A 19,071-nucleotide genomic window follows, 5' to 3' on the forward strand; every position below is an offset into this window, starting at 1 on the left:
TGCCGTGCGAGCCATTTGCCGATGTCGTCGCCCTCGAGCAGGACGCTCGGCTGGATGGTTGGCAGGACGCCGTCGGCGTCGACGAGGTCGGCGAGGACGCGGTAGGGGCGCTGCCAGCCGAGTGGCCAGGGGTAGTTCCAGCCCTCATCGATGGCAGTCAGCTGCGCGGTCCGAACTCCTCGCGCGCGTCCGCGGTGATGATGAGCGGCATCTTGATGCCGACGGCCGTGCCTGCCGCGGGCGGGATCGTGATGAAGGTGCCGTCCGCGTTGGCATCTTCCCGTGTGCGTGTGAAGACCAAGGGCCCGTAGTCCTCGTCATCGGTGATGCCGCACCGCCCCGATCTCTCAACTCCTGCGGTTCTGTCCCCTGTTGAGCTTGATGCCTTCGGCCCCGACGCGCTGTCCCTCGTTCGGGTTGAGGGCACTGGTCCCATGCTCGGCTCGCCAGCAAGTGCTTCCGCTCCGGTGCCGGAATCTGTCCACAGGCTGATCGTTCTAGGGCCTGTTGTGAAAGTGCCGACGGGCCGGACGAGGAGATGCCCAGGTCCGGCCCGTCCGCTCGTCTCTACAGGTCGAGCTGATACTGCAGTGTCGTGTGCGTGGGCACGTAGCCGAGGCTGTCGCTGATGTGTCTCATGTGCGTGTTGCTGTCGGCAGTGTCGGTCAGGAGGCCGCCGAGGTCTGGATAGCGCCCATGGGCTTGCCGGATCGACTCGGCCTTCATCCATTGGCCGAGGCCGTGTCCGCGGTGCTCGGGCAGCACGCCGGTGCCGTAGTGCTGGCCATCACCCCTGCCACTGCCGGGGACGACGAGTTCGGTGAATCCGGCGATCGAGTCGTCGGCAGTGTCGATGGCGACGACCGTGTGCAGCTGGTCGCCGCGCTGTTCGACGGCCTTCGCCGCAGCCCGGACCCGGTCCACGTCCCAGGCCTCGGTGCCGTAGTCGGTGTCGTCCGTGGGCATGTCGTCCATGGCGCGGCGTGAGGCGGCAAACGTCTGGGCGAGGGCGTCGGGGACGGTTCCCTGCCATGACGTCAGCCGGTAGCCGGGATGCGGACGCTCGATGACCTCGGCGAGGGCGATGGCGTCCACGTCCGCCAGGGGCAGGCGGGCGAACCTCAGGGTGAGCACCTTGCGGAAGCCGTGGGCCGGCAGGAAGTGGTCGCCGGGCGATCCGGCCTGGGCCTGCGCGCTGACGCAGCGACGGGCGTTGTCCCGGGCGGCGGCCACGGCGCTGTCGAGGAGCTGGGAGCCGACGCCTTTGCGGCGCTCCACGGGGTGGACGTGGAGGGTCAGTTCGGCCAGATGCTGTTGTCCGCCATCGAACAGGCGCAGAAAGGCCGTCCCGACGGGGCTGGAATCGGCGTCGGACGCCAGCCATGCAAGGCGTCGGCTGCGTGCCCCGTGAGCGGGGTCGGTCAGTGGGGTGATGCGAAGCGACAAGGTGTCTCCGTCGTCAGGAGGTGGCAAAGGTCAGTACGCGGGCTCAACTGCTGGGCACTCCTGCGCATGTGCTCCACACCTCCTCGTCGACAGCGCCGGTCCGGATCAACATGGACGGCTGGGAGAACGTAGCTGGTCTATTGGTTGCTCGGCAAAGGATTAACTGAAGGCTGGTGGCCGTGTGGTCACAGCCACTCGTTGATGGCCGCGACCAGCACGGTTGCTGCGTAGGGACGGCGAGTCGTATCTCGTGGGTGCGCCACGAGGCGCCATGGAATCGAGTGAGGTGAGAGACCTTCACCGCCGGGTTGTCGCAGCAATCCGGCTGAAGCTGGGGGCAGTTCGGCTCAGGGGATGCCGAGCCGAGCGGTAAGCAGCTCCGACAACGTCGGGACGGGCTGGCACTGCCAGACAGCGCGGGTCCGGCTAGTGCTGTGACCGCGAAGGTCCACCGGGTCTGGGTCTTCCGCCGGCGTTGACGATCTCGGAGTATCGAAGAATGGGGAATCGGGGGGATCTGACCGAGGCATTCCGGACAGAGGTGAGCGTTGAGTTCGCGTTCCTGGTCGAGGACGTCGGTTTTTCGGGCCCGGAGCAGACCGACAACGGGCTTCTCTTCCACAGCGTCGGCCTGGACGTGGAGGTCTGGTTCCTGGACGTGCACGAGCCCGTGGTGACGACGCTGGTCGCCCCGGTCGCATCGGACGGCGTGAGGGCCAGGGGCGTATGGCTGGACGAGTTGTATGTCCTGAGCAGATGCGGTCCCGCTCAAGACGTTCCCGGCTCGGCCCCAACTCGGCGAGCCATGCTTAAGCGAGTCCATCAGCATGCCGTTGCGCTGCGCCGGCTGATGCCGCAGTTGCTCACCGCAGAGGGTGCACAGCTCATTGCCCGCTGTCGCCAGGGCTGAGCCGCGGCGACCAGCTCCTCATGCGGCCGTGGCTGCGGGCCGTCCTCCCCAGCGGATGCCCTTCTCGCTGCGGATGCGGGCGCGTTCCTTGCGTTCGGCGGCCAGGACGCCCGGGTGGCGTGCGTTGGCGTTGCGCCACCGCAAGTAGGCGTGCAAGGCCCGGGTCTGCACGGTGTGGTTGGGATAGTTCGAGTTGGCGATGGTGAACTGCCTCAGCGGCCCGAAATGCGCCTCGATCGGGTTCGCCCACGACGCGTAGGTCGGGGTGAAGCACAACTCGACCTTGTGCTTCATCGCCCAGCGGCGGATGTCGGCGCCTTTGTGGGCGGACAGGTTGTCCAGGATGACGTAGATAGGTGCGCCGTCGGGCCGGGCGGCGCGGATCGACTTCAGTTCGGCCAGCGTGTTCACGGCACCTTTCTTTCGGAGATTGACACCCCACAGGCGGTCGTCGCCCACCGAGTAGCAGCCGTGGAAGTAGCGCACACCGTGCGTGCGGTGGTAGGTGGCCGGCACCCGGTCGGGATGTTTCCGTTCGGCCCAACCCGAGCCCGCGGTGGGCCGGATGCCGAGCGGTCCGAACTCGTCAAAGGCGAACACCCGGTCCGGGAAGCGGTCCAGGACCTCCTCGACCCGGTCCAGCTTCGTTTCACGGTCCGGGTCGGGGGATTCTTTCCAGGTCTTGGTGCGCTGGAAGGTGACACCGCGGCGGGCGAGCAGGCCGCGTAACGCCTCTCGGCCGATGCGGATCACACGGTCGTGGACTTTCCGCAGCTAAGCGACAAGTTTGCGCAGTGACCAGCGAGTGAAAGGCTGGCCGTGTTTGGCGGGGCGGGTGGTGGCCGTCTGGACGACGAAGTCCTCGTCGTCAGAGCTGAGTTGGCGGGGGAGGCCTCCCGCCCACCGAGGGTCCAGGCAGGCCAGGCCGATCTCGTTGAAGCGGTGGATCACATCCCGGACGGTGTCCTCGTCGGCCTGCACCAGCTGGGCGATCACCGGCACCCGGTTCCCGCCGGCCGAGGCCAGCAGCATCATCGCCCGCCGGTTACGCACCGAACTGGTGCTGCCCCGGCGCACGATCCGCTGCAGCTTCTGCCCCTCCTGATCGGTCAGTCTGCGCACACGGACAGGCTCGGCCACCGCGCCTCCAGCGGTCGGATCGGACGTCATCCCACATCCAACCGCCACGAACACCGACCCGGCGAACCTATTCGGTCACAGCACTAGGCGCGGAAGGGAGGGGCGGGGGTTCGGCGAGCGGGTGGCCCCACCGGTACCCGGCGGGGCCGGGGACTGGCGTGGAGCGCAGTGCGCGGCGGTCAGAGCGTCACGCCCGGCGCGGCCGTGCGGGAGGGGGCGCTGTGGGTGCTGGTGGCCGTGGTCTCCTGCAGGCCGTGGTCGATGAAGTCGATCATCCAGGTGAAGCTGTCGTCGATGTCGGTGGCGAACTGGAACCCGCCGGCTGCTTCCAGGGATGCGTATCCGTGCAGGACGGTGCGGAGCATCCGCAGCGCGTGGATCTGCTGGTCGGGGTCGATGTGGTAGCCGTGGAGCATGGCGGCCCAGGAGTCGACCACCCGGTTGAGGGCGTCGATGAGGGGGTCGTCGGGTCCGGTCGGACGGGCGGCGTTGGCTGCGGCGTATCGGCCGTGGTGGTCCTTGACGAATGTCCGCATCGCCTGTGCGCCGCAGGCCAGGGCCTCGGTGCCGGACCGGCCCTGAATGGCGTCGCGGATGGCGTCGGCGCACTGGTTCATGGCCAGGATGGCGATCCGGTGGGCGAGGTCGGTCTGGCCGGTGACGTGTTTGTACAGCGAGGGGGTTTTGACTCCGAGCCGTTCGGCGACCAGGCCCATGCCGAGCTGGTCGAACCCGATCTCGTCGACCAGGGCGGCGGCGGCTTCGGTGACCGCCGCGGCGGTGAGTCCGGCCCTAGGCACGGCCGGCCGCCTTAGCCAGGAACGGCAGGGCCAGCGCGAGGACCTGGTCGGGGGTCTGGGCGTGCGGGTAGTGGCCGGCGCCGTCGATCACGGCCAGCTCGCCGAGGCCGGCGGGCAGGTCGGCGATGATCTTCGCCCCTTCGGCGCGGGGGTCGGCCCAGTCGGGGTCCAGGCTGCCTTCAATGATCAGGACCGGGCAGGTGACGTGGGCGAGCTGGGCGCCGGCGTCGGTGGGCTTGGACTTGCACATGGCCTGCAGGGCCTTCATCCGGCCGGGCTCACTCAGCGTGGCCTCTATGCGGGCCAGTTCGCTGTTCCAGTCGGCGGGCTTGGCGGGGTAGGCCACGTCGAGGTACTTCTTCCAGTCCGCCAGGCGTCCCCGGACGATGACCTGCGCCATCCGCATGTACCCGGTCCGGAAACGCTTGACCCGGATCAGCCCGCCCAGGTCGACCGGCTGCGCACGGGTGAACGGAGCCAGCTCGATCACTCCGCTGATCACGTCGGGCGCGGTGGCGGCCGCGATGGTCGCGGCGCCGCTGCTGATCGACTGCCCGATGATCACGGCCGGGCCGCCGAGGTGACGCACGACGGCGACCAGATCTCCGGCGATGTCGGTGCGGCTGTAACCGTCCCAGCCGAGGCTGGACTCACCGCACCCGCGGATGTCGACGTTCGCGACCCGGTAGCCGGCGGCCACCAGGCCGGGAACGAGGAAGCGGTAGGAGTGCCGGCTGTCGCCGATACCGTGCGCCAGCACGACCAGGGGACCTTCCCCGGTCACGTCGAAGGCGATGGTGTTCTTGCCGATTCTCAGGTGCTCGGTCATGCCGTCCTCCACCAAAATGGCTAACGTAATTAGCTATAGACTAGTCATGTTAGCCGTGAGGGTCAACGCCACACCCGGCCGCGCTCGATCGGGGGCCGGGCATCGGGAACGAAGGATCCCCGCCGAACGCCTTCGGGCCTGGCTTCCTGGCGGGACTGCTGGTTCCCCTCCTCAGTCGACGTCTCCTATGCGGTGTCCGTCAGCTCGCCGCGTGCGCGTCACGTGATCGGCCACGAATCGGGTCTCAGGCGGCTGTGGTCGTCTGCGTTCTGGCCTGGCGCACCCCGCGCAGCGCGCCGGACCAGGCGGTCACCTGGTCGAGTATGCCGCCCACGGCAGTGTCGAGACCCTCCTGGGGGACGAAGGTGCCGGTGTGGAACGAGGGGTGCGTCGAGATGGTGGGCTGGGCGCGGACCGTGGCCACCTGGAGTTCGGCGAGGACGAGCCGCAGCGCCTCGGCGGCCCGGGCCCCGGCGGCCCAGCCGCCGTAGCTGATGATCCCGGCGGCCTTGTCGTTCCACTCCCGGTAGACGTAGTCCAGGGCGTTCTTCAGGACTCCGGGAAAGGAGTGGTTGTACTCGGGGACGAGGAAGACGTAGCCGTCGAAGCTGTCGATGAGTGCGCCCCAGGCGTGGGTGTGGTCGTGCTGGTACTGCTGGAAGCTCGGGTTGCCCGGCTCGTCGAGGTTGCCGAGGTTGTGGTCGGCGAGGTCGACGAGTTCGTAGTCCGCGCCGCCGTGGGCACGGGCAGACTCCAGTGTCCAGGCGGCGATCTGGTCGCCGCGGCGACCGGGGCGGGTGCTACCGAGGATGAGTGCGATGCGGAGTGGCATGGTCTTCCTTCCGGGAGAGTTGTCACGTCAACTCTAGATTGGAGTGAGTTGACGTGACAACTCTGCTGGTCGCGGTATCCTCGGCGATATGACGGAGACTCGATCGCTGGAACCCGAGGAGTGGGAGTTCTGGGACACCTGGATGCGGGCGCAGCGCCTGCTCACCAGGGAGCTGGAGCGTGGTCTGCAGCGTGACTGCGGTATCTCGAAGGCCGAGTTCAGTGTGCTGGTGACACTCTGGCGAACCACCGGCCGCGAGATGCGTGTCGGCGAGCTCTCCGAGTCGCTCGACTGGGACAAGAGCCGCGTCTCACATCAGCTGACGCGCATGGAAAACCGCGGCTTCGTCAAACGCACCCAGTACGGGGCCGACGGCCGCCGCGCGGGGATCGGGCTGACCGTCGAGGGCCTCCGCGCCGCGCAGAGCGCCGTACTCGTACATGCTGGCAACATCCGCCGCCACTTCCTCGACTCCCTCGCTCCCGAGCAGGCATCGGTCATCCGAGCATGGAGCGAGCAAGCAGTCGACCGCCTCGAGCCGCGCACCAGCGAGACCGCCGACGACGGTGCGTCCTAGATCGTGCCCTGCGCCGCCCTGACAGGCGTTGCCGATGCAGCCCGGGCATTGTCAGACAGGCCCTAGATGTATTGGTCACGAGCGTTGTTGACTCTTGCCAGGCTTGATCGTGGCATAGGCCTCCGTGTGCCGACGCGGACGCCCGCGAACCGGCCGAGGACGAGGTCCCGTAGGACGGGAGGCGAAGACTCTGTGGGCGGACAGACGACACGAACTTCGGAGCGCGTCCGTGCACTCGCGGACCAGGCCCGACGCGGTACTCGACCCGGCGGACACGCACACACCCAAGGGCAGCCGCCCGCAGCAGTGGAGCTCACTCAAGCTGGCTGGCGACGGCCTGCTTCGGGCAGGGGTCCCGTCGGCTGAGAGGCACCGTGGATCGCTTTGCGGCCGGACGTCGTGCGGCCGACGCGGGTCCGGTCCGCCCGGCACCGACTCCGTCCACCGAGCCCCTGCGAGCGGAGCGCTTGCAGGGGCAACAGTCGGCTCATCCGGCTCCGGCCGCGGTGGTGTTCGCGTGTCAGGCCGGTTGGCCGAACTGGATGCCGCGGCCGTTGGTGGCCAGGTACACCTGGCCGTAGACCCGGGGGTCCCCGGTGATGGCCTGACCGATCCAGGCCCACTGGTGCTCGTCGTCGTTGATGCGCAGCCAGGTTTTCGCGGCGTCGTCGGAGCGATAGACGCCGGTGACGCCTCCCACGGTGGCGACCTGGTAGACCGAGAGGAAGGATGCGCCATCGGCCGCCGCGCCGAAGCCGAGAGTGTACGAGGCCTGGCAGCTCGTGATCTTCGTGAAGGATTTGCCGCCGTCGGTGGAGCGAAACAGTCCGTTGCCCTTAGTGCTGAGCCACAGGTCACCGGAGCGTCCCGGTGCCGCGGCCAGCTGGTACCCGCCGTCGCCGGAGGGGAGTCCGGTGGCCCGGGCCGCGAACGTCAGCCCCTTGTCGGTGCTGGCGAGCAGCTTTCCCGTGGCGGTGTCGAACGTGTACAGGACCTTGGGGTCGGTCGGGTCCGCCACCGGTGTGGCGCCGGCGGGGAACGAGGAGATCTCCGACCAGGTGGCGCCGTTGTCCGTGGAGCGCTGGGTCGGGTGCTTCGTGGCGTCCCAGTGGATGAAGGACCACACCAGCACGCTGCCGTCGGCGGTCGTGGCGATCGGCCCCGGTGCCTCCTTGGCGATGGAAGGCTGGGACTTGAAGGGTGTCCAGGTCTGCCCGCCGTCGTTCGAGTAGGCGCCGTTGCCGTTGTCGCCCGTGCCCGTGCGGACCACGTACGACGGCTTGTTCGCGGCCTGTGCGAGGCCCGTCGCCGTGGTGAAGAGGGGGTTGGTCGCCAGGCCGCCGGCCGGAGACGACGTGAGCCGGTCGTGGTACAGCGTCCCGATGTCCCGTGAGCCGCTGAGCAGGTGTGCCTGGCCGGTCGGGGGCGAGATCAGGAAGAGCACCGACGTCTCCTCCAGGCCACGGATCTGCGGGGCCCACTTCTTCAGGTCGCGGGTGCCGTAGAGGGTGGCGCCGGTGCCGTAGACGATGTGCTGGGAGTCGAACGGGTCGATGGCGGCCATCTGGATCCACCAGCCGAACGTCGGCGCGGCCTTGCCCCACTTGAGGTAGGGGGTCTCCGACACGTCGATGGTCGCCGAGTCCTTGAGGGAGGTCCAGGTGCGGCCCCCGTCGGTGGTGCGGAACAGGGTGTCGCCCGACGACCAGCGGTTGTTGGTGGTGACGACGACGGTGCCGCTGCGCTGGGCGTCGACGGCCGCCCCGCTGTATCCGAAGCCGTCAGCGCCGCCGGGCTTCACCGGGGTGACATCGGTCCACGTACCGGTGGTGACGGCCAGTTTGCGCACGCTGCCGTTGGACTGGCCGTTGGGGCCGGGCGCGTTGGCGTACGTCACGTACAGCTCCTTGGCGCGGCTGTCGTACGCGGCTCGCATCGGCATCTTGGCCGCGGGCCCGGATGGCTGCCCGGCGACGGGTACCCACTTGGTGCCGTCGGTGGTGCTGTACAGGGTGGTTGCGGACGAGGTGCCGTCGCCGTCACCCCAGCCTGCGTACAGGGTGCGCTTGGCGGCGACGAGGACGGTGATGCCCTGGCCGGAGGCGTTGGGCTTGGGTGGGAAGCCCGGCGCGGCGGCCCAGGTGGCGCCCCGGTCCGTCGACTTGAGGAGGCCGTCGTGCCGGGTGCCCAGCCACAGGGTGTCACTGTTGCGCGGGTCCACGAGGAGACGCTCGCCCGTGCCCCGGCCGTCCTCGTTGGAACCGAGCTTGACGCTGAGGTTGGTACGGGTCCAGGTCGCCCCGCGGTCGTCGGAGCGCAGGAACGCACCGTTGTCCGCCCACGACTGGGCGTAGGTGCCGAGAGCCAGGTAGAGGCGGTCCGGCTTGGCGGGGTCGATGGCCAGGGACTCGACGCCGAGGAGGTTCTGGTCGTCCTGGCTGAGCCAGTCCAGCAGCGGGATCCAGCGGGCCGCGCTGTCGTCCCAGCGGTAGGCGCCGCCCATGTCGGTACGGGCGTAGGCGAGCCCCCGCGCGGCGGGGTGGAACACCACGCCGGTGACGAATCCGGTGCCGCCGATGAACACGTTGCGCCAGTTGTAGGGCGACGCTGCTGTCGCCGCCCCGACCGCGGAGCCCGCTGCCTGGGCACGGCCCTGGACGGACGGGAGGCCGACCAGCGCGGCGGCCGCCGCGCTCCCGGCAAGAACGGCACGCCGACTCGGATGGGACCCATGCATGACATACCTCGATCTGTGGAGCTGGAGGTGAGGCGTGGTCACGGCGCGGATCAGTGACTGACCGGCAGGCGTGATCACTCCGGGTCATTGTGCATGTCCGTTTTGTCATTGAATGCTTGGTGGCGCCGAAGGGGTTATGCGTGTTCTTCGGCGCCCCTTGGGGGCTCAGTGTGGGAAGGGCTGGGCCCTGCGGCCTCCGGAGTCCGCCGGTCGGCGTGGTGGGATCAGGCGGACCCCGGAGGCTGAAGATGTGTCACGCGATGGTGCAGGTGTTCCCGTTCAGGTTGAAGGCAGAAGGCTTGGCGAAAGTTCCGCCAACGGTGCCCTGGAATCCGAAGGACACCTGGCCTCCGGCCGCCACGTCGCCGTTGTGAGCCGCGTTGCTGGCTGTGACGGCTCCTGACGACGAGGACAGGTTCGCGTTCCAGGCATTGGAGATCTGCTGCCCCGAGGGGAGCGTGAACCCGAGCTTCCAGCCGCTGATGGGGGAGGATCCAGTGTTGGTGATGGTGACGTCGGCGGTGAAGCCGCCAGGCCAGACGTTGGTCGCGTATGCCACCTTGCAGGACGTGGAGCCGCCGGGGTTGCCCGGGCCGCCGGAGGAACCCGTGTTGACGGTGGAGGAGAACGAGGTCACGGCGAGGCCCGCGCCGTTCTGCCAGGGTTCGAACCCGGCCTGAACACTCGTCAGATACCAGTTGTTCTGCGCGAGTCCGCGGGAAATGGCCTGCCGGGCGAAGTCCATGACGTCGAAGGACCAGCTGGTGATTGCCGACGGTGCGACGAACGACAGCACGTCGTTCGAGCCGTTGTTGCCGGACCATACCTGCCAGTCGCGCCCGCCCACGCTGGCGGTGGCGACCGGGGAGCCGATGGGCTGGATGGATCCGACCTTGTTGAACCAGATCATGATCTCGGTCCGGTTCACCCCGTCGGTGCGGGGTGTGGGGTCGAGCCAGATGTCGTACGCGGCGTCGTACACCGCGTCGTTCACGTAGTTGTAGGAGATGCTCGACGGTGCGGTGGAGACGGTGCTGAGCTGCGCGGGGAGGTTGGTTCCGGGTGAGCAGTTGGTGTAGTGGCAGCCGCTGTAGACGGACGGGTACGACTTCGGGGCGCCGTTCGTGGGGACGGATCCGTCGGCCTGGGTGATCCTGAACCCCGAGTCCGTCGCGGTGATGCACTGGGCGGCACTGGTGCCCCAGCGGTTGTTCTGGACCACGTATCGGCCCTGGATGGTCGTCGTGCCGAAGGGCTGGCAGATCGTGGTGTCGGCCTGTGCCACCGGCGCTGTGGTCAGAAGCGCGGCGAGTGAGACGAGCGAGGTGAGCAGAGCGCCGAGCAGGCCACGCGCGCTGCGGGCATGGTGCGTTGAAGGACGCATGCGGATCCTCTTCCGAGGGATGGGGGGTAGTGGGGAAGCGCTCCCGCGACTATGTGAATGGGAGCGCTCCCAAAACTTGGCTCGGCAGGACTGTAGGGACGGTCCAGGTCCATGACAAGACTGTCGGCGTGAACCCGTTGAAGCGATTTCGGACGCGCAGGTCGGACACGGGGGCGAGACGCCGTGCGCCGACCGCCGGTGCGTTCCCCGGCGGATGTGCCGACAGAGGTCAGGTCGAGTCGCGGACCACAAGCTCCGTGCGGAGGATGACGTGACGCCAGGCCACGGCGCCCTCCTCCATCTCCTCCAGGAGCAGCCGGATCATGGCCCCCCCTATCTCCTCGATCGGCTGACGCACCGTCGTCAGCCGTGGTTCGGTCTGCTGGGCCAGCGGAAAGTCGTCGAAGCCGATCACGGCGACGTCCTCGGGTACCCGGCGTCCGGCCGCGCGCAGGGCCTCCAGAGCCCCCGCGGCCGTGGTGTCCGATGCGGCGACGACACCGTCGATGTCCGGATGCCGTTCGAGGAGCTCGGCCATGGCGCGCCGTCCGCTGTCCGTAGTGAAGTCGCTTTCGGCGACAAGGGTCGGCAGGCCCTTCAGGCCCGCGAGTTTCAGGGCCTCTTCGTAGCCGCGCAGCCGGCACTGGGCGGCGTACAGGTCGAGCGGCCCGGTGATGGTGGCGATGACTCTGCGGCCCCGTTTGGCCAGGTGGGAGACAGCGCTGCGGGCGCCGCCGATGTTGTCCGCGTCGACGTAGCTGACGTACTCCTCCCCGGAACGGCGCCCCAGCAGCACAGTCGGCAGCCGGGCCTCGGCGAGCATGTCGGGCAGGGGGTCGCCGGCGTGCACGGACATCAGCAGGACGCCGTCGACCCGGCCGCCGCGCGCGTATTCGAGGAAGCGCTGCCGTTCGGTGTCCGAGCGGACCAGGGTCAGCAGCAGTTGTATTCCGGTGTCTGTCAGCGCGTTTCCGAGCGAACTGACGATCTCGGAGAAGAAGGGCTCCGCGAACTGCCGCCAGTCCGGCTCCGTCATGACCAGGGCGACGGCGTCGGCCCGTCGTCCCGCCAGGGAACGGGCCGCGAGATTGGGAACGTAACCCAGTTCCTCGATGGCTCGCTGTACGGCCCGGCGCGTCGAATCCTTCACGCCCGCCGCGTTGTTGATGACGCGGGAGACCGTGCCCCGTCCCACCCGCGCGTGGGCAGCCACCTCTTCCAGCGTCGGTGCCCCCGGGCGTCGCCTGCCCATGACCACCTCCCCCCAAGAGATCACCGATCTTACCGGCCGGAGGGGGATGAGCACACGAATTCACCAGTGGCATAGTTACAGACGGTCGCCGTGCCCCCATGGATTGGGAGCGCTCCCGTTTCGGGTGGGGAGGTGTGGGCGTTCTCCGTCATAAACGAAACGAGCTGCCAGGCCCTGGTGATCTGCGTTTGCACAGGGGAATGCCGGTCGTTGAGTGAGCGGCTCGAACTGGTCCTGGGATGGCCGGGCGGCTCCCTACGTGGGTGGGGGGCCGCCCGGCCGGGTGACCCCGTCACCTGGCGACGGGGTCCGGTACGCGGAGCGCCGGCGGGGGCTACTCAAGCAACTCCGCGTACGAGCCCATGGCCAGGGCGATGTCCGCCTGGGCCCAGAACCGGTGATAGGTGAAGACGGGCGCGGCGCCGCCCTTGAGATAGGCCTCGACCTTCGACCAGGCCGGGTCGTTCTTGTAGAAGGCCCGGATCGAGGCGAACGTAGAGGACGAGTCGATCGCTTCACCGTTCGGCATCTTGCCGGTCCAGCCGCTCGGCACTTGAAGTTCTCTCCCCCGTGAACGGGGGAGATTCCTACCTACCTTGCGGTGGTGGGTTTGACGCCACGGGTGCGCCTTGCGACTGCCCTTCCGGCAGCCGGGACGAGCGCGTGGCCCGTCCGGTACAGGTGCAAGACGTTCCGGGCCGCGTTGTGGTCGGCGTTGCCTTCCCACCCGCAGTCCGGGTTCCTGCATACGAACGTGGCCTGGTCTTCGCGGCTGCCGGGGGTGATGAACCCGCAGGCGCAGCAGCGCCGGGAGGTGTTCGGGGCCGGGACCTTGTGCAGGGTGCCGCCCTGGCGAGCGGTCTTGTACGCCAGCTGTGTCACGGTGCGGCCCCATGCTTCTTGGCTGATGGAGCGGTTCAGGCCGGACTTCTGGGCGACGTTCTTCCCGGGTTCCTCGGTGGTGCCCCTGGCGGACTTGACCATGTTCGTGATGGTGAGTGCTTCGACCACAACCGTGCCGTACCGGCGGGCGAGGCCGGTGGTGGTCTGGTGCTGCCAGTCAACGGCGCGGCGCGTGGCTCTTGCGCGGAGCTGCTTGATCTGGTCGTAGGTGCAACGCAGCCGCTTCGAGCCGCGCTCGGTGGGTTTGCGGAAGCTCTTGCGGTGCGCGGCCCGCTGTTCCAGGCGGAGGAGCTTGGCTTTCTCGTCGGGGTTCAACCACTTGTCGCGGTCGGCGGTTCCGTCCGGGAGCCGGGGCGCGCGCCCGTGGTCCTGATGGTTGCCGTCGGACAGGGCGAGGGGCAGATTCACCCCGACGTCGATGCCGACCTCGGGGCCGACGTGCGGGGCGGGCCTGGGTTGCAGGCTGTGGATACGGAAAGCGATGTGCCAGCCGAGCGCATCCTTGACGAGCCGTGCCCCGGTGACGCGGTTCTCCTTGTTCGCGGCCTTGCCGACGGGGAGATCCTTCGTCCAGCGGAACCGGACACGGCCGATCCTGGGAATGTTGACCATGCCCCATCGGCGGTGCACCCGCTTGATCTGGAGGTCGCGTCCCTGCGGGATGTCCACGGACATCACCGACCGGATACGGGCCTTGAAGTTGGGTTCCTCGGCCCGGCCCTCCCAGCAGTTTTTCCACGCCTGCAGGTACGTCTTGAGGACCGCCTGCGCAGCCTGCGCGGGAAGGACCCCGTACCAGTCGATCTCTTTACGGGCCTGCCGCAACGTCTGGTCCATGCGGGACAGCGAACGCTGACACTTCGGCGTCATCTGCCACAGGTCGTGGATCTGATTCCACATCGCACGGGCGGCGTGGGCCTGCTCATCCATGAGCAGGACCTGCGCAGGCGTCAGCGCGAGACGGGCACGATGCCCGAACTGCCGCTTCTCCCACACATGTTCGCTGCTCACGTGAGGACCGTATCATTTGGTTCATGTCACCACGATGGAACCCAAATCCCGATGTCAGAACCGGTCGTCATGTTGTCTGCAACCTGCACGTCCACTTGGTTTTCGTCACCAAATACCGACGGAAGGCGTTCACCGATGCCATGCTGACGCGCACCGAAGAGATCATGCGGGAGGTCTGCGCCGACTTCGAGGCCGAGCTGAAGCAGTTCAACGGCGAAGAGGACCACGTGCACCTGCTCGTCCACTACCCGCCCAAGGTCCAGCTTTCCAAGCTGGTCAACTCCCTCAAGGGCGTCAGCTCCCGATACCTCCGCCAGGAGTACGACACCCACGTCCGCCGCTACCTATGGGGCGGACACTTCTGGTCCGGCTCCTACTTCGCCGGATCCTGCGGCGGCGCACCCCTGACCGTCGTCCGCCAGTACATCGAGAACCAGCAGCGGCCCGCGGCCGTCTGAGCCGGGGTCCCAAGGCGCAGTGAACACCGGCGCTCCGCGCCTCCGGGCCAAGGATGCGCTTCACCCCCGCCCTGAAGGACGGAGCACTGCGCAAGATCAGAGGTAGAACTCCACCTTGCCGATTGTCGCGCCGTCCGCGGCCGCCGCCGTCGCCGCGAGCGGCACGGCGTCCCCGCGCGAGTAGACGGCGCCGGCGGCCGGGCTGGTCAGCACGGTGATCGGGGGCTGGTGGGCGCCGGTGCAACTGGTGCCGTTGACCGTGAAGTTCGTCGGAGCGGCGTTGGTTCCGCTGTAGCTGAACTGTGCTCCCGCGGAGACGGCGCCGCCCGGGGGGATGGTGCCGTTGTACGAGGCGTTCTTGACGGTGATGGTCTGACCGGTCTGGGACCAGGTGCCGTTCCACCCGTTCGCGAGCTGCTGGTTGCCCGTGTAGCCGTAGGTCAAAGTCCAGCCGTCGATGGCGGCGGTGCCGCGGTTGGTGAGGGTGAGGTCGGCGGTGAAGCCGGAACCCCAGTCGTTGGTCTTGTAGTCGACGCTGCACTGCACGGTCGCCGCGTTCGCGGTGGTCGTGCCGGTGGCGAGCATCGTCAGGGGGAGGGCGAACGCGGCGGCGACGGCGGTCCAAAGCCGTCGTACGGCTCTTCGTTTGCGTCCGGGATCCATGTGCTGTTCCTCCTTGCGTCACGCGACTCATGGAGAGATGCCAAGGCCTGAATCCAGTGGGAGCGCTCCCATCGTGGGGATGAAGGCGGGCACGGTCAAGATGCTGGGGCGTTCAAAGTTCGAACTGAACCGATGGATCGAAAAGTTTCGCAAGGACCCTATGAAACCTCGTCAGTTGACGCTAACTTCCTCCCCACCAGTGGGAGCGGTTCCATCAGTGACGCGTCCGTAGCGGCGCGCCAAGCTGTAAGGACTCGCTCATGCGACACCCCCCGCATTCGGTACTTTTAGTCAGCGACGCGCTCTCGCGCACTGTTCCACGAGGTGTTCCCGGCCCGGGCAACCACGGCCGCGTGCATTGGGCGTGCGCACTCCGAGGCGGCGCCGTCGACCGATCGGCGAGTGCCCCGCCGTACTTCGCGAGCGCCGCACATTCTCCGCACCGTGCCGGTCACCAAGCCCGGGAACGAAACCCCGAACCGCGTCGACGCTGCCGGTGTCCCGGTGGCCCACCACGAGACGCAGGGCGTGAAGTCCCGCCTCGAACCGTAGGGAACCTCAGTCGGCGGTCGGCACCTTCGCGGACGACTGAGCGCCCCTGCGCCTGACCAGGCGTCCCCTCCCAGTACGACGGAGGCCTCGAAGCGCCGGCAGGACGGCGGTGCCTTCGAGGTGATGCCGGACGTACCAGCTCACCGATCACCGGAACGCCACGCGTGCCCTGGGCAGGGGTTCGCGCGGCCGTTCGCGCGGTCTTCATCCACAAGTCCACCACGAGAGAAGGAAGCACCCGCACATGAGTCACACCAGGACATCGCTGCTCGTCGCCGTGGCGCTGGTCGCCGGGACGACGGGGTCGGCGTTCCTTGTCGGCCAAGCCGGCGCCGCCACCTCGTCCATCCCCTGCACCGTCGACTACAAGGTGCAGAGCCAGTGGGACACCGGCTTCACCGCCGCCGTGACCATCACCAACAACGCGGCCGCCAAGTCGAGTTGGTCGGTGAAGTGGTCGTATGCCGGCAACCAGAAGGTCACGAACGCCTGGAACACGAAGCTCAGCCAGAGCGGTGCCGACGTCACCGCCGCCAATGAGAGCTACAACGGCCCTCTCACGAGCGGGGGTTCGGTCAGCTTCGGGTTCAACGGCTCCTACAGCGGCACCAACAGCGTGCCCGCCACGTTCACGCTCGACGGTGTCGCCTGCAACGTCGACAACGGCGGCGGCACCGGCGGTGGTACCGGGGGCGGTGGAGGTGGCGACACCGGCAGTCGTGCCGACAACCCCTACACAGGCGCCAAGGTGTACGTGAACCCCGAGTGGTCCGCCAAAGCCGCCGCGGAACCGGGCGGCAGCCGCATCGCCGACCAGCCCACCGCCGTCTGGCTGGACCGCATCGCCGCCATCAACGGTGTGGGCGGCGGCATGGGCCTGCGCGCCCACCTCGACGAAGCCCTGAGGCAGAAGGGCTCCGGAGATCTCGTCGTCCAGCTCGTCATCTACGACCTGCCCGGCCGCGACTGCGCCGCCCTCGCCTCCAACGGGGAGCTGGGGCCGAACGACCTCGACAAGTACAAATCCCAGTACATCGACCCCATCGCGTCGATCCTCTCCGAGGCCAAGTACGCGGGCCTGCGGGTCGCCACCGTCATCGAGCCCGACTCGCTGCCCAACCTGGTCACCAACGCCGGCGGCACCCCCACCACCACCGACGCCTGCGTGACCATGAAGTCCAACGGCAACTACGAGAAGGGCGTGGGCTACGCCCTGGACAAGCTGGGTGCCATCCCGAACGTCTACAACTACATCGACGCAGCCCACCACGGCTGGCTCGGCTGGGACAGCAACCTCGATCCCGCGGTGCAGGAGTTTCACAAGGTCGCGACCTCGAACGGCGCGAGCGTGAACGACGTGGCCGGCTTCATCGTCAACACCGCGAACTACAGCCCCACCAAGGAGCCGTACCTCAAGGTCACGGACACGGTGAACGGACAGACCGTACGCCAGTCGAAGTGGGTGGACTGGAACCAGTACGTGGACGAGCAGTCCTTTGCCCAGGCGCTGCGCGACAAGCTAGTCGCGTCCGGATTCGACTCCGGACTCGGCATGCTGATCGACACCTCACGCAACGGCTGGGGCGGCTCCGCCCGGCCCACCGGACCCGGAGCGCAGACCACCGTGGACGGCTACGTCGACAGCAGTCGGATCGACCGGCGGATCCACGCCGGCAACTGGTGCAACCAGAGCGGGGCAGGCATCGGGGAACGGCCGACAGCGGCTCCGGCCGCCGGTATCGACGCCTACGTGTGGGTGAAGCCGCCGGGGGAGTCCGACGGCAACAGTGCCGCCGTCCCCAACGACGAGGGCAAGGGCTTCGACCGGATGTGCGACCCGACGTACGGCGGCAACGCGCGCAACGGCAACAACGCCACGGGCGCGCTGGCGAACTCGCCGCTGGCCGGACACTGGTTCTCCGCCCAGTTCCAGCAGCTGATCCAGAACGCGTACCCGCCGTTGTCGTGACCTGCTGACGCGGTGTGTGACTGCCGGGATCCGTTCCTCGGCCCTACCGAGGAACGGATCCCGGCGGATCCCGCGCGCCACGGTCAGGTGCGCGTCAGGCGTCCACTCCACCAGGCGTCGAGCCGGGTGAGTCTGATGACCGCTGCGGCCGTCTGGTGGATGGTGCGAGTCCTGCTCGGCTCGAACCTGTTCGAGGAGGGCGACTTGGCAGGGGGGAATACCTGTCCTTTCAGGTCCGTCGGGGTCCGGGGGACAGGGGATGGACAGTTGCACCTTGGCTCAGAAGGGCGCTTTTGAGGGTGAGCTGCCGGATGGCCTCCCTGTACAGGACCCGGGTGTGGCGCGGTCCGTCTCGGCGTTGCTGCAGCCGGGGGCCGTGGCCGACTTGACGGCGGTCGACTCCGGCAAGGGCCGGCGCCAGGAGGCTGCGCGGCCGTACGACTTCCCTGGTTCGGCGGCGAGTTCGGCCCACTCTTTGGCGCTTCCGACGTCGAGACGGCGGCAGCCAGGTGCCTCGGTCACGTCGGTGGCGCGCACCCGGGCGTCGTCGCGGGTGAGTATCTCGGCCTCCGTGGCACTGTGCCCGCCGACCGTGCCTGTCACGACGACGACCTTGCCGACAGCCGCTCGGTCATGGTCTCTCCCGGGAGCGACGCCGAGCCGCTGGAACCGGCATGGGATCAACGCCCCTCACGACGGTGTTGGAGACGGACCCGATGCCCTCCACGGTGAGCGTCACGGTGTCGCCAGGCTTGAGCGGCGCCGGGTCCTGCTCGCCACGTACACCCCACAGCTCGGCGAGGCAGCCGCCGTTGCCGCAGGTCCCAGAGCCCAGCACATCACCGGGGCGCACCCAGGTGCCGCGCGAGGCGTAGGCCACCATCTCCTCGAACGTCCAGCTCATGTTGGACAACATGTCCTTGCCGACGGCCTTGCCGTTGATCTCGGCGGTCAGCGCGAGGCGCAGGAAGCCGTCCGCGTCGCGGTACTTCTCCAGCTCGTCGGCGGTGACCAGGTACGGGCCCAGGGTGGTGGCGGTGTCCTTGCCCTTGCAGGGGCCCAGGCCCACCTTCATCTCCGCCGACTGCAGGTCACGGGCGGACCAGTCGTTGAAGACCGTGTAGCCGACGATGTGCTCGCGGGCCTGCTCGGGGGTCAGATCCCGGCCCTCCTTGCCGATCACGGCGGCCACCTCGAGCTCGAAGTCGAGGACGCCCGACCCCGGCGGCACCGGGATGTCGTCGTGCGGGCCATACACCGCGTACGGGTTGGTGAAGTAGAACGTCGGCGCCTCGTACCACCGCTCCGGCACCCCCGCCGCCTCCTCCAGGGAGCGCCGTACGCCCTCGACGTGTTCCTCGAAGGTGACGAAGTCTCGTACGGTGGGGGGCTGGAGCGGCGGCAGCAGCCGCACCTCGGAGACCTGCGGGCCAGCCGCGACGTCGAGCATCGCGGAGCCCGCCTCGAGCAGTTCGGCCAGCCCGCCGCCTGCGGCGAGCAGGCCGGTCAGCGAGCTGATCCCGGGCAGGGGATAGAGCGTGCCGTTCTCTTCGACGACGGCCACCTGGCGTCGGTTGCGGTACTCGTACGCGGCGAAACGCATGGCAG

At 68.3% G+C, this 19,071-nt stretch carries 15 protein-coding genes and 3 pseudogenes; 4 read left to right on the plus strand and 14 right to left on the minus strand.

Annotated features, from left to right (window positions below; all coding sequences use genetic code 11):
• Window positions 1-157: 157 nt before the first annotated feature.
• Both OG714_RS52470 and OG714_RS52475 read right to left on the minus strand, forming a co-directional pair.
• Window positions 158-301, minus strand: a complete 144-nt coding sequence (locus OG714_RS52470) for a hypothetical protein (RefSeq protein WP_406131542.1) — start codon at window positions 299-301, stop codon at window positions 158-160.
• 266 nt (window positions 302-567) lie between these two features.
• A complete protein-coding gene (locus OG714_RS52475; protein ID WP_406131543.1) occupies window positions 568-1,446 on the minus strand; it encodes a GNAT family N-acetyltransferase in 879 nt (292 codons plus the stop codon).
• 541 nt (window positions 1,447-1,987) lie between these two features.
• Here OG714_RS52475 and OG714_RS52480 point away from each other — a divergent pair.
• Complete coding sequence (locus OG714_RS52480) at window positions 1,988-2,356, plus strand: hypothetical protein (protein ID WP_406131544.1); 369 nt, start codon at window positions 1,988-1,990, stop codon at window positions 2,354-2,356.
• 18 nt (window positions 2,357-2,374) lie between these two features.
• On the opposite strand, the pseudogene OG714_RS52485 reads toward OG714_RS52480, so the two are convergent.
• The 4 genes and pseudogenes from OG714_RS52485 to OG714_RS52500 all read right to left on the minus strand — a co-directional run bounded on the left by OG714_RS52485 (window position 2,375) and on the right by OG714_RS52500 (window position 5,957).
• A pseudogene (locus OG714_RS52485) lies at window positions 2,375-3,496 on the minus strand (IS630 family transposase).
• A 179-nt stretch (window positions 3,497-3,675) separates the two neighbouring features.
• On the minus strand, window positions 3,676-4,296 hold the full coding sequence (locus tag OG714_RS52490) for a TetR-like C-terminal domain-containing protein (RefSeq protein ID WP_406131545.1): 621 nt from the start codon (window positions 4,294-4,296) through the stop codon (window positions 3,676-3,678).
• On the minus strand, window positions 4,289-5,125 hold the full coding sequence (locus OG714_RS52495) for an alpha/beta fold hydrolase (protein WP_406131546.1): 837 nt from the start codon (window positions 5,123-5,125) through the stop codon (window positions 4,289-4,291). The genes OG714_RS52490 and OG714_RS52495 overlap by 8 nt, the downstream gene beginning before the upstream one ends.
• Window positions 5,126-5,369: 244 nt before the next feature.
• A complete protein-coding gene (locus tag OG714_RS52500; RefSeq protein ID WP_406131547.1) occupies window positions 5,370-5,957 on the minus strand; it encodes an NADPH-dependent FMN reductase in 588 nt (195 codons plus the stop codon).
• 88 nt (window positions 5,958-6,045) lie between these two features.
• Here OG714_RS52500 and OG714_RS52505 point away from each other — a divergent pair, with 88 nt between their 5' ends.
• Window positions 6,046-6,534: a MarR family winged helix-turn-helix transcriptional regulator gene (locus OG714_RS52505; protein ID WP_406131548.1), complete on the plus strand. Its 489-nt coding sequence runs from the start codon at window positions 6,046-6,048 to the stop codon at window positions 6,532-6,534.
• Window positions 6,535-7,054: 520 nt separating this feature from the next.
• On the opposite strand, the gene OG714_RS52510 is transcribed toward OG714_RS52505, so the two are convergent.
• The 5 genes and pseudogenes from OG714_RS52510 to OG714_RS52530 form a co-directional block, all read right to left on the minus strand.
• Complete coding sequence (locus tag OG714_RS52510; protein WP_406131549.1) at window positions 7,055-9,271, minus strand: 1,4-beta-glucanase; 2,217 nt, start codon at window positions 9,269-9,271, stop codon at window positions 7,055-7,057.
• A gap of 253 nt (window positions 9,272-9,524) precedes the next feature.
• Window positions 9,525-10,655, minus strand: coding sequence for a GH12 family glycosyl hydrolase domain-containing protein (locus OG714_RS52515; RefSeq protein ID WP_406131550.1), 1,131 nt, complete (start codon window positions 10,653-10,655; stop codon window positions 9,525-9,527).
• Between the two features lie 229 nt (window positions 10,656-10,884).
• A complete protein-coding gene (locus tag OG714_RS52520; RefSeq protein ID WP_406131551.1) occupies window positions 10,885-11,907 on the minus strand; it encodes a LacI family DNA-binding transcriptional regulator in 1,023 nt (340 codons plus the stop codon).
• Window positions 11,908-12,241: 334 nt separating this feature from the next.
• Window positions 12,242-12,463: pseudogene (locus tag OG714_RS52525) on the minus strand (glycoside hydrolase family 48 protein); the annotation flags it as partial.
• A 35-nt stretch (window positions 12,464-12,498) separates the two neighbouring features.
• Entirely contained in the window at window positions 12,499-13,821 is a 1,323-nt protein-coding gene (locus OG714_RS52530; RefSeq protein WP_406131552.1) for an RNA-guided endonuclease InsQ/TnpB family protein, read from the minus strand.
• 23 nt (window positions 13,822-13,844) lie between these two features.
• Between OG714_RS52530 and tnpA the strand changes: the two genes are divergently transcribed.
• Window positions 13,845-14,279, plus strand: coding sequence for an IS200/IS605 family transposase (tnpA, locus tag OG714_RS52535; protein ID WP_406131553.1), 435 nt, complete (start codon window positions 13,845-13,847; stop codon window positions 14,277-14,279).
• 102 nt (window positions 14,280-14,381) lie between these two features.
• Here the strand turns inward: tnpA and OG714_RS52540 are convergent.
• Window positions 14,382-14,942: pseudogene (locus tag OG714_RS52540) on the minus strand (cellulose-binding domain-containing protein); the annotation flags it as partial.
• Window positions 14,943-15,738: 796 nt separating this feature from the next.
• On the opposite strand from OG714_RS52540, the gene OG714_RS52545 reads away from it, so the two are divergent.
• Window positions 15,739-17,463, plus strand: coding sequence for a glycoside hydrolase family 6 protein (locus OG714_RS52545; protein WP_406131554.1), 1,725 nt, complete (start codon window positions 15,739-15,741; stop codon window positions 17,461-17,463).
• Between the two features lie 279 nt (window positions 17,464-17,742).
• Here the strand turns inward: OG714_RS52545 and OG714_RS52550 are convergent, their stop codons facing one another.
• Both OG714_RS52550 and OG714_RS52555 read right to left on the minus strand, forming a co-directional pair.
• On the minus strand, window positions 17,743-18,066 hold the full coding sequence (locus OG714_RS52550) for a hypothetical protein (protein ID WP_406131555.1): 324 nt from the start codon (window positions 18,064-18,066) through the stop codon (window positions 17,743-17,745).
• Window positions 18,067-18,094: 28 nt separating this feature from the next.
• A complete protein-coding gene (locus tag OG714_RS52555) occupies window positions 18,095-19,066 on the minus strand; it encodes a fumarylacetoacetate hydrolase family protein (RefSeq protein WP_406131556.1) in 972 nt (323 codons plus the stop codon).
• Window positions 19,067-19,071: the final 5 nt, after the last annotated feature.

Source organism: Streptomyces sp. NBC_00989 (assembly GCF_045162655.1).
Classification (GTDB): domain Bacteria; phylum Actinomycetota; class Actinomycetes; order Streptomycetales; family Streptomycetaceae; genus Streptomyces.

Excerpts from the sequence above, each read along its gene's own strand:
- OG714_RS52495 (WP_406131546.1), bottom strand. The coding sequence starts at position 5,125 with ATGACCGAGCACCTGAGAATCGGCAAGAACACCATCGCCTTCGACGTG.
- OG714_RS52500 (WP_406131547.1), bottom strand. The coding sequence starts at position 5,957 with ATGCCACTCCGCATCGCACTCATCCTCGGTAGCACCCGCCCCGGTCGC.
- OG714_RS52505 (WP_406131548.1), top strand. The coding sequence starts at position 6,046 with ATGACGGAGACTCGATCGCTGGAACCCGAGGAGTGGGAGTTCTGGGAC.
- OG714_RS52510 (WP_406131549.1), bottom strand. The coding sequence starts at position 9,271 with ATGCATGGGTCCCATCCGAGTCGGCGTGCCGTTCTTGCCGGGAGCGCG.
- OG714_RS52515 (WP_406131550.1), bottom strand. The coding sequence starts at position 10,655 with ATGCGTCCTTCAACGCACCATGCCCGCAGCGCGCGTGGCCTGCTCGGC.
- OG714_RS52520 (WP_406131551.1), bottom strand. The coding sequence starts at position 11,907 with ATGGGCAGGCGACGCCCGGGGGCACCGACGCTGGAAGAGGTGGCTGCC.
- tnpA (WP_406131553.1), top strand. The coding sequence starts at position 13,845 with ATGTCACCACGATGGAACCCAAATCCCGATGTCAGAACCGGTCGTCAT.
- OG714_RS52545 (WP_406131554.1), top strand. The coding sequence starts at position 15,739 with ATGAGTCACACCAGGACATCGCTGCTCGTCGCCGTGGCGCTGGTCGCC.
- OG714_RS52555 (WP_406131556.1), bottom strand. The coding sequence starts at position 19,066 with ATGCGTTTCGCCGCGTACGAGTACCGCAACCGACGCCAGGTGGCCGTC.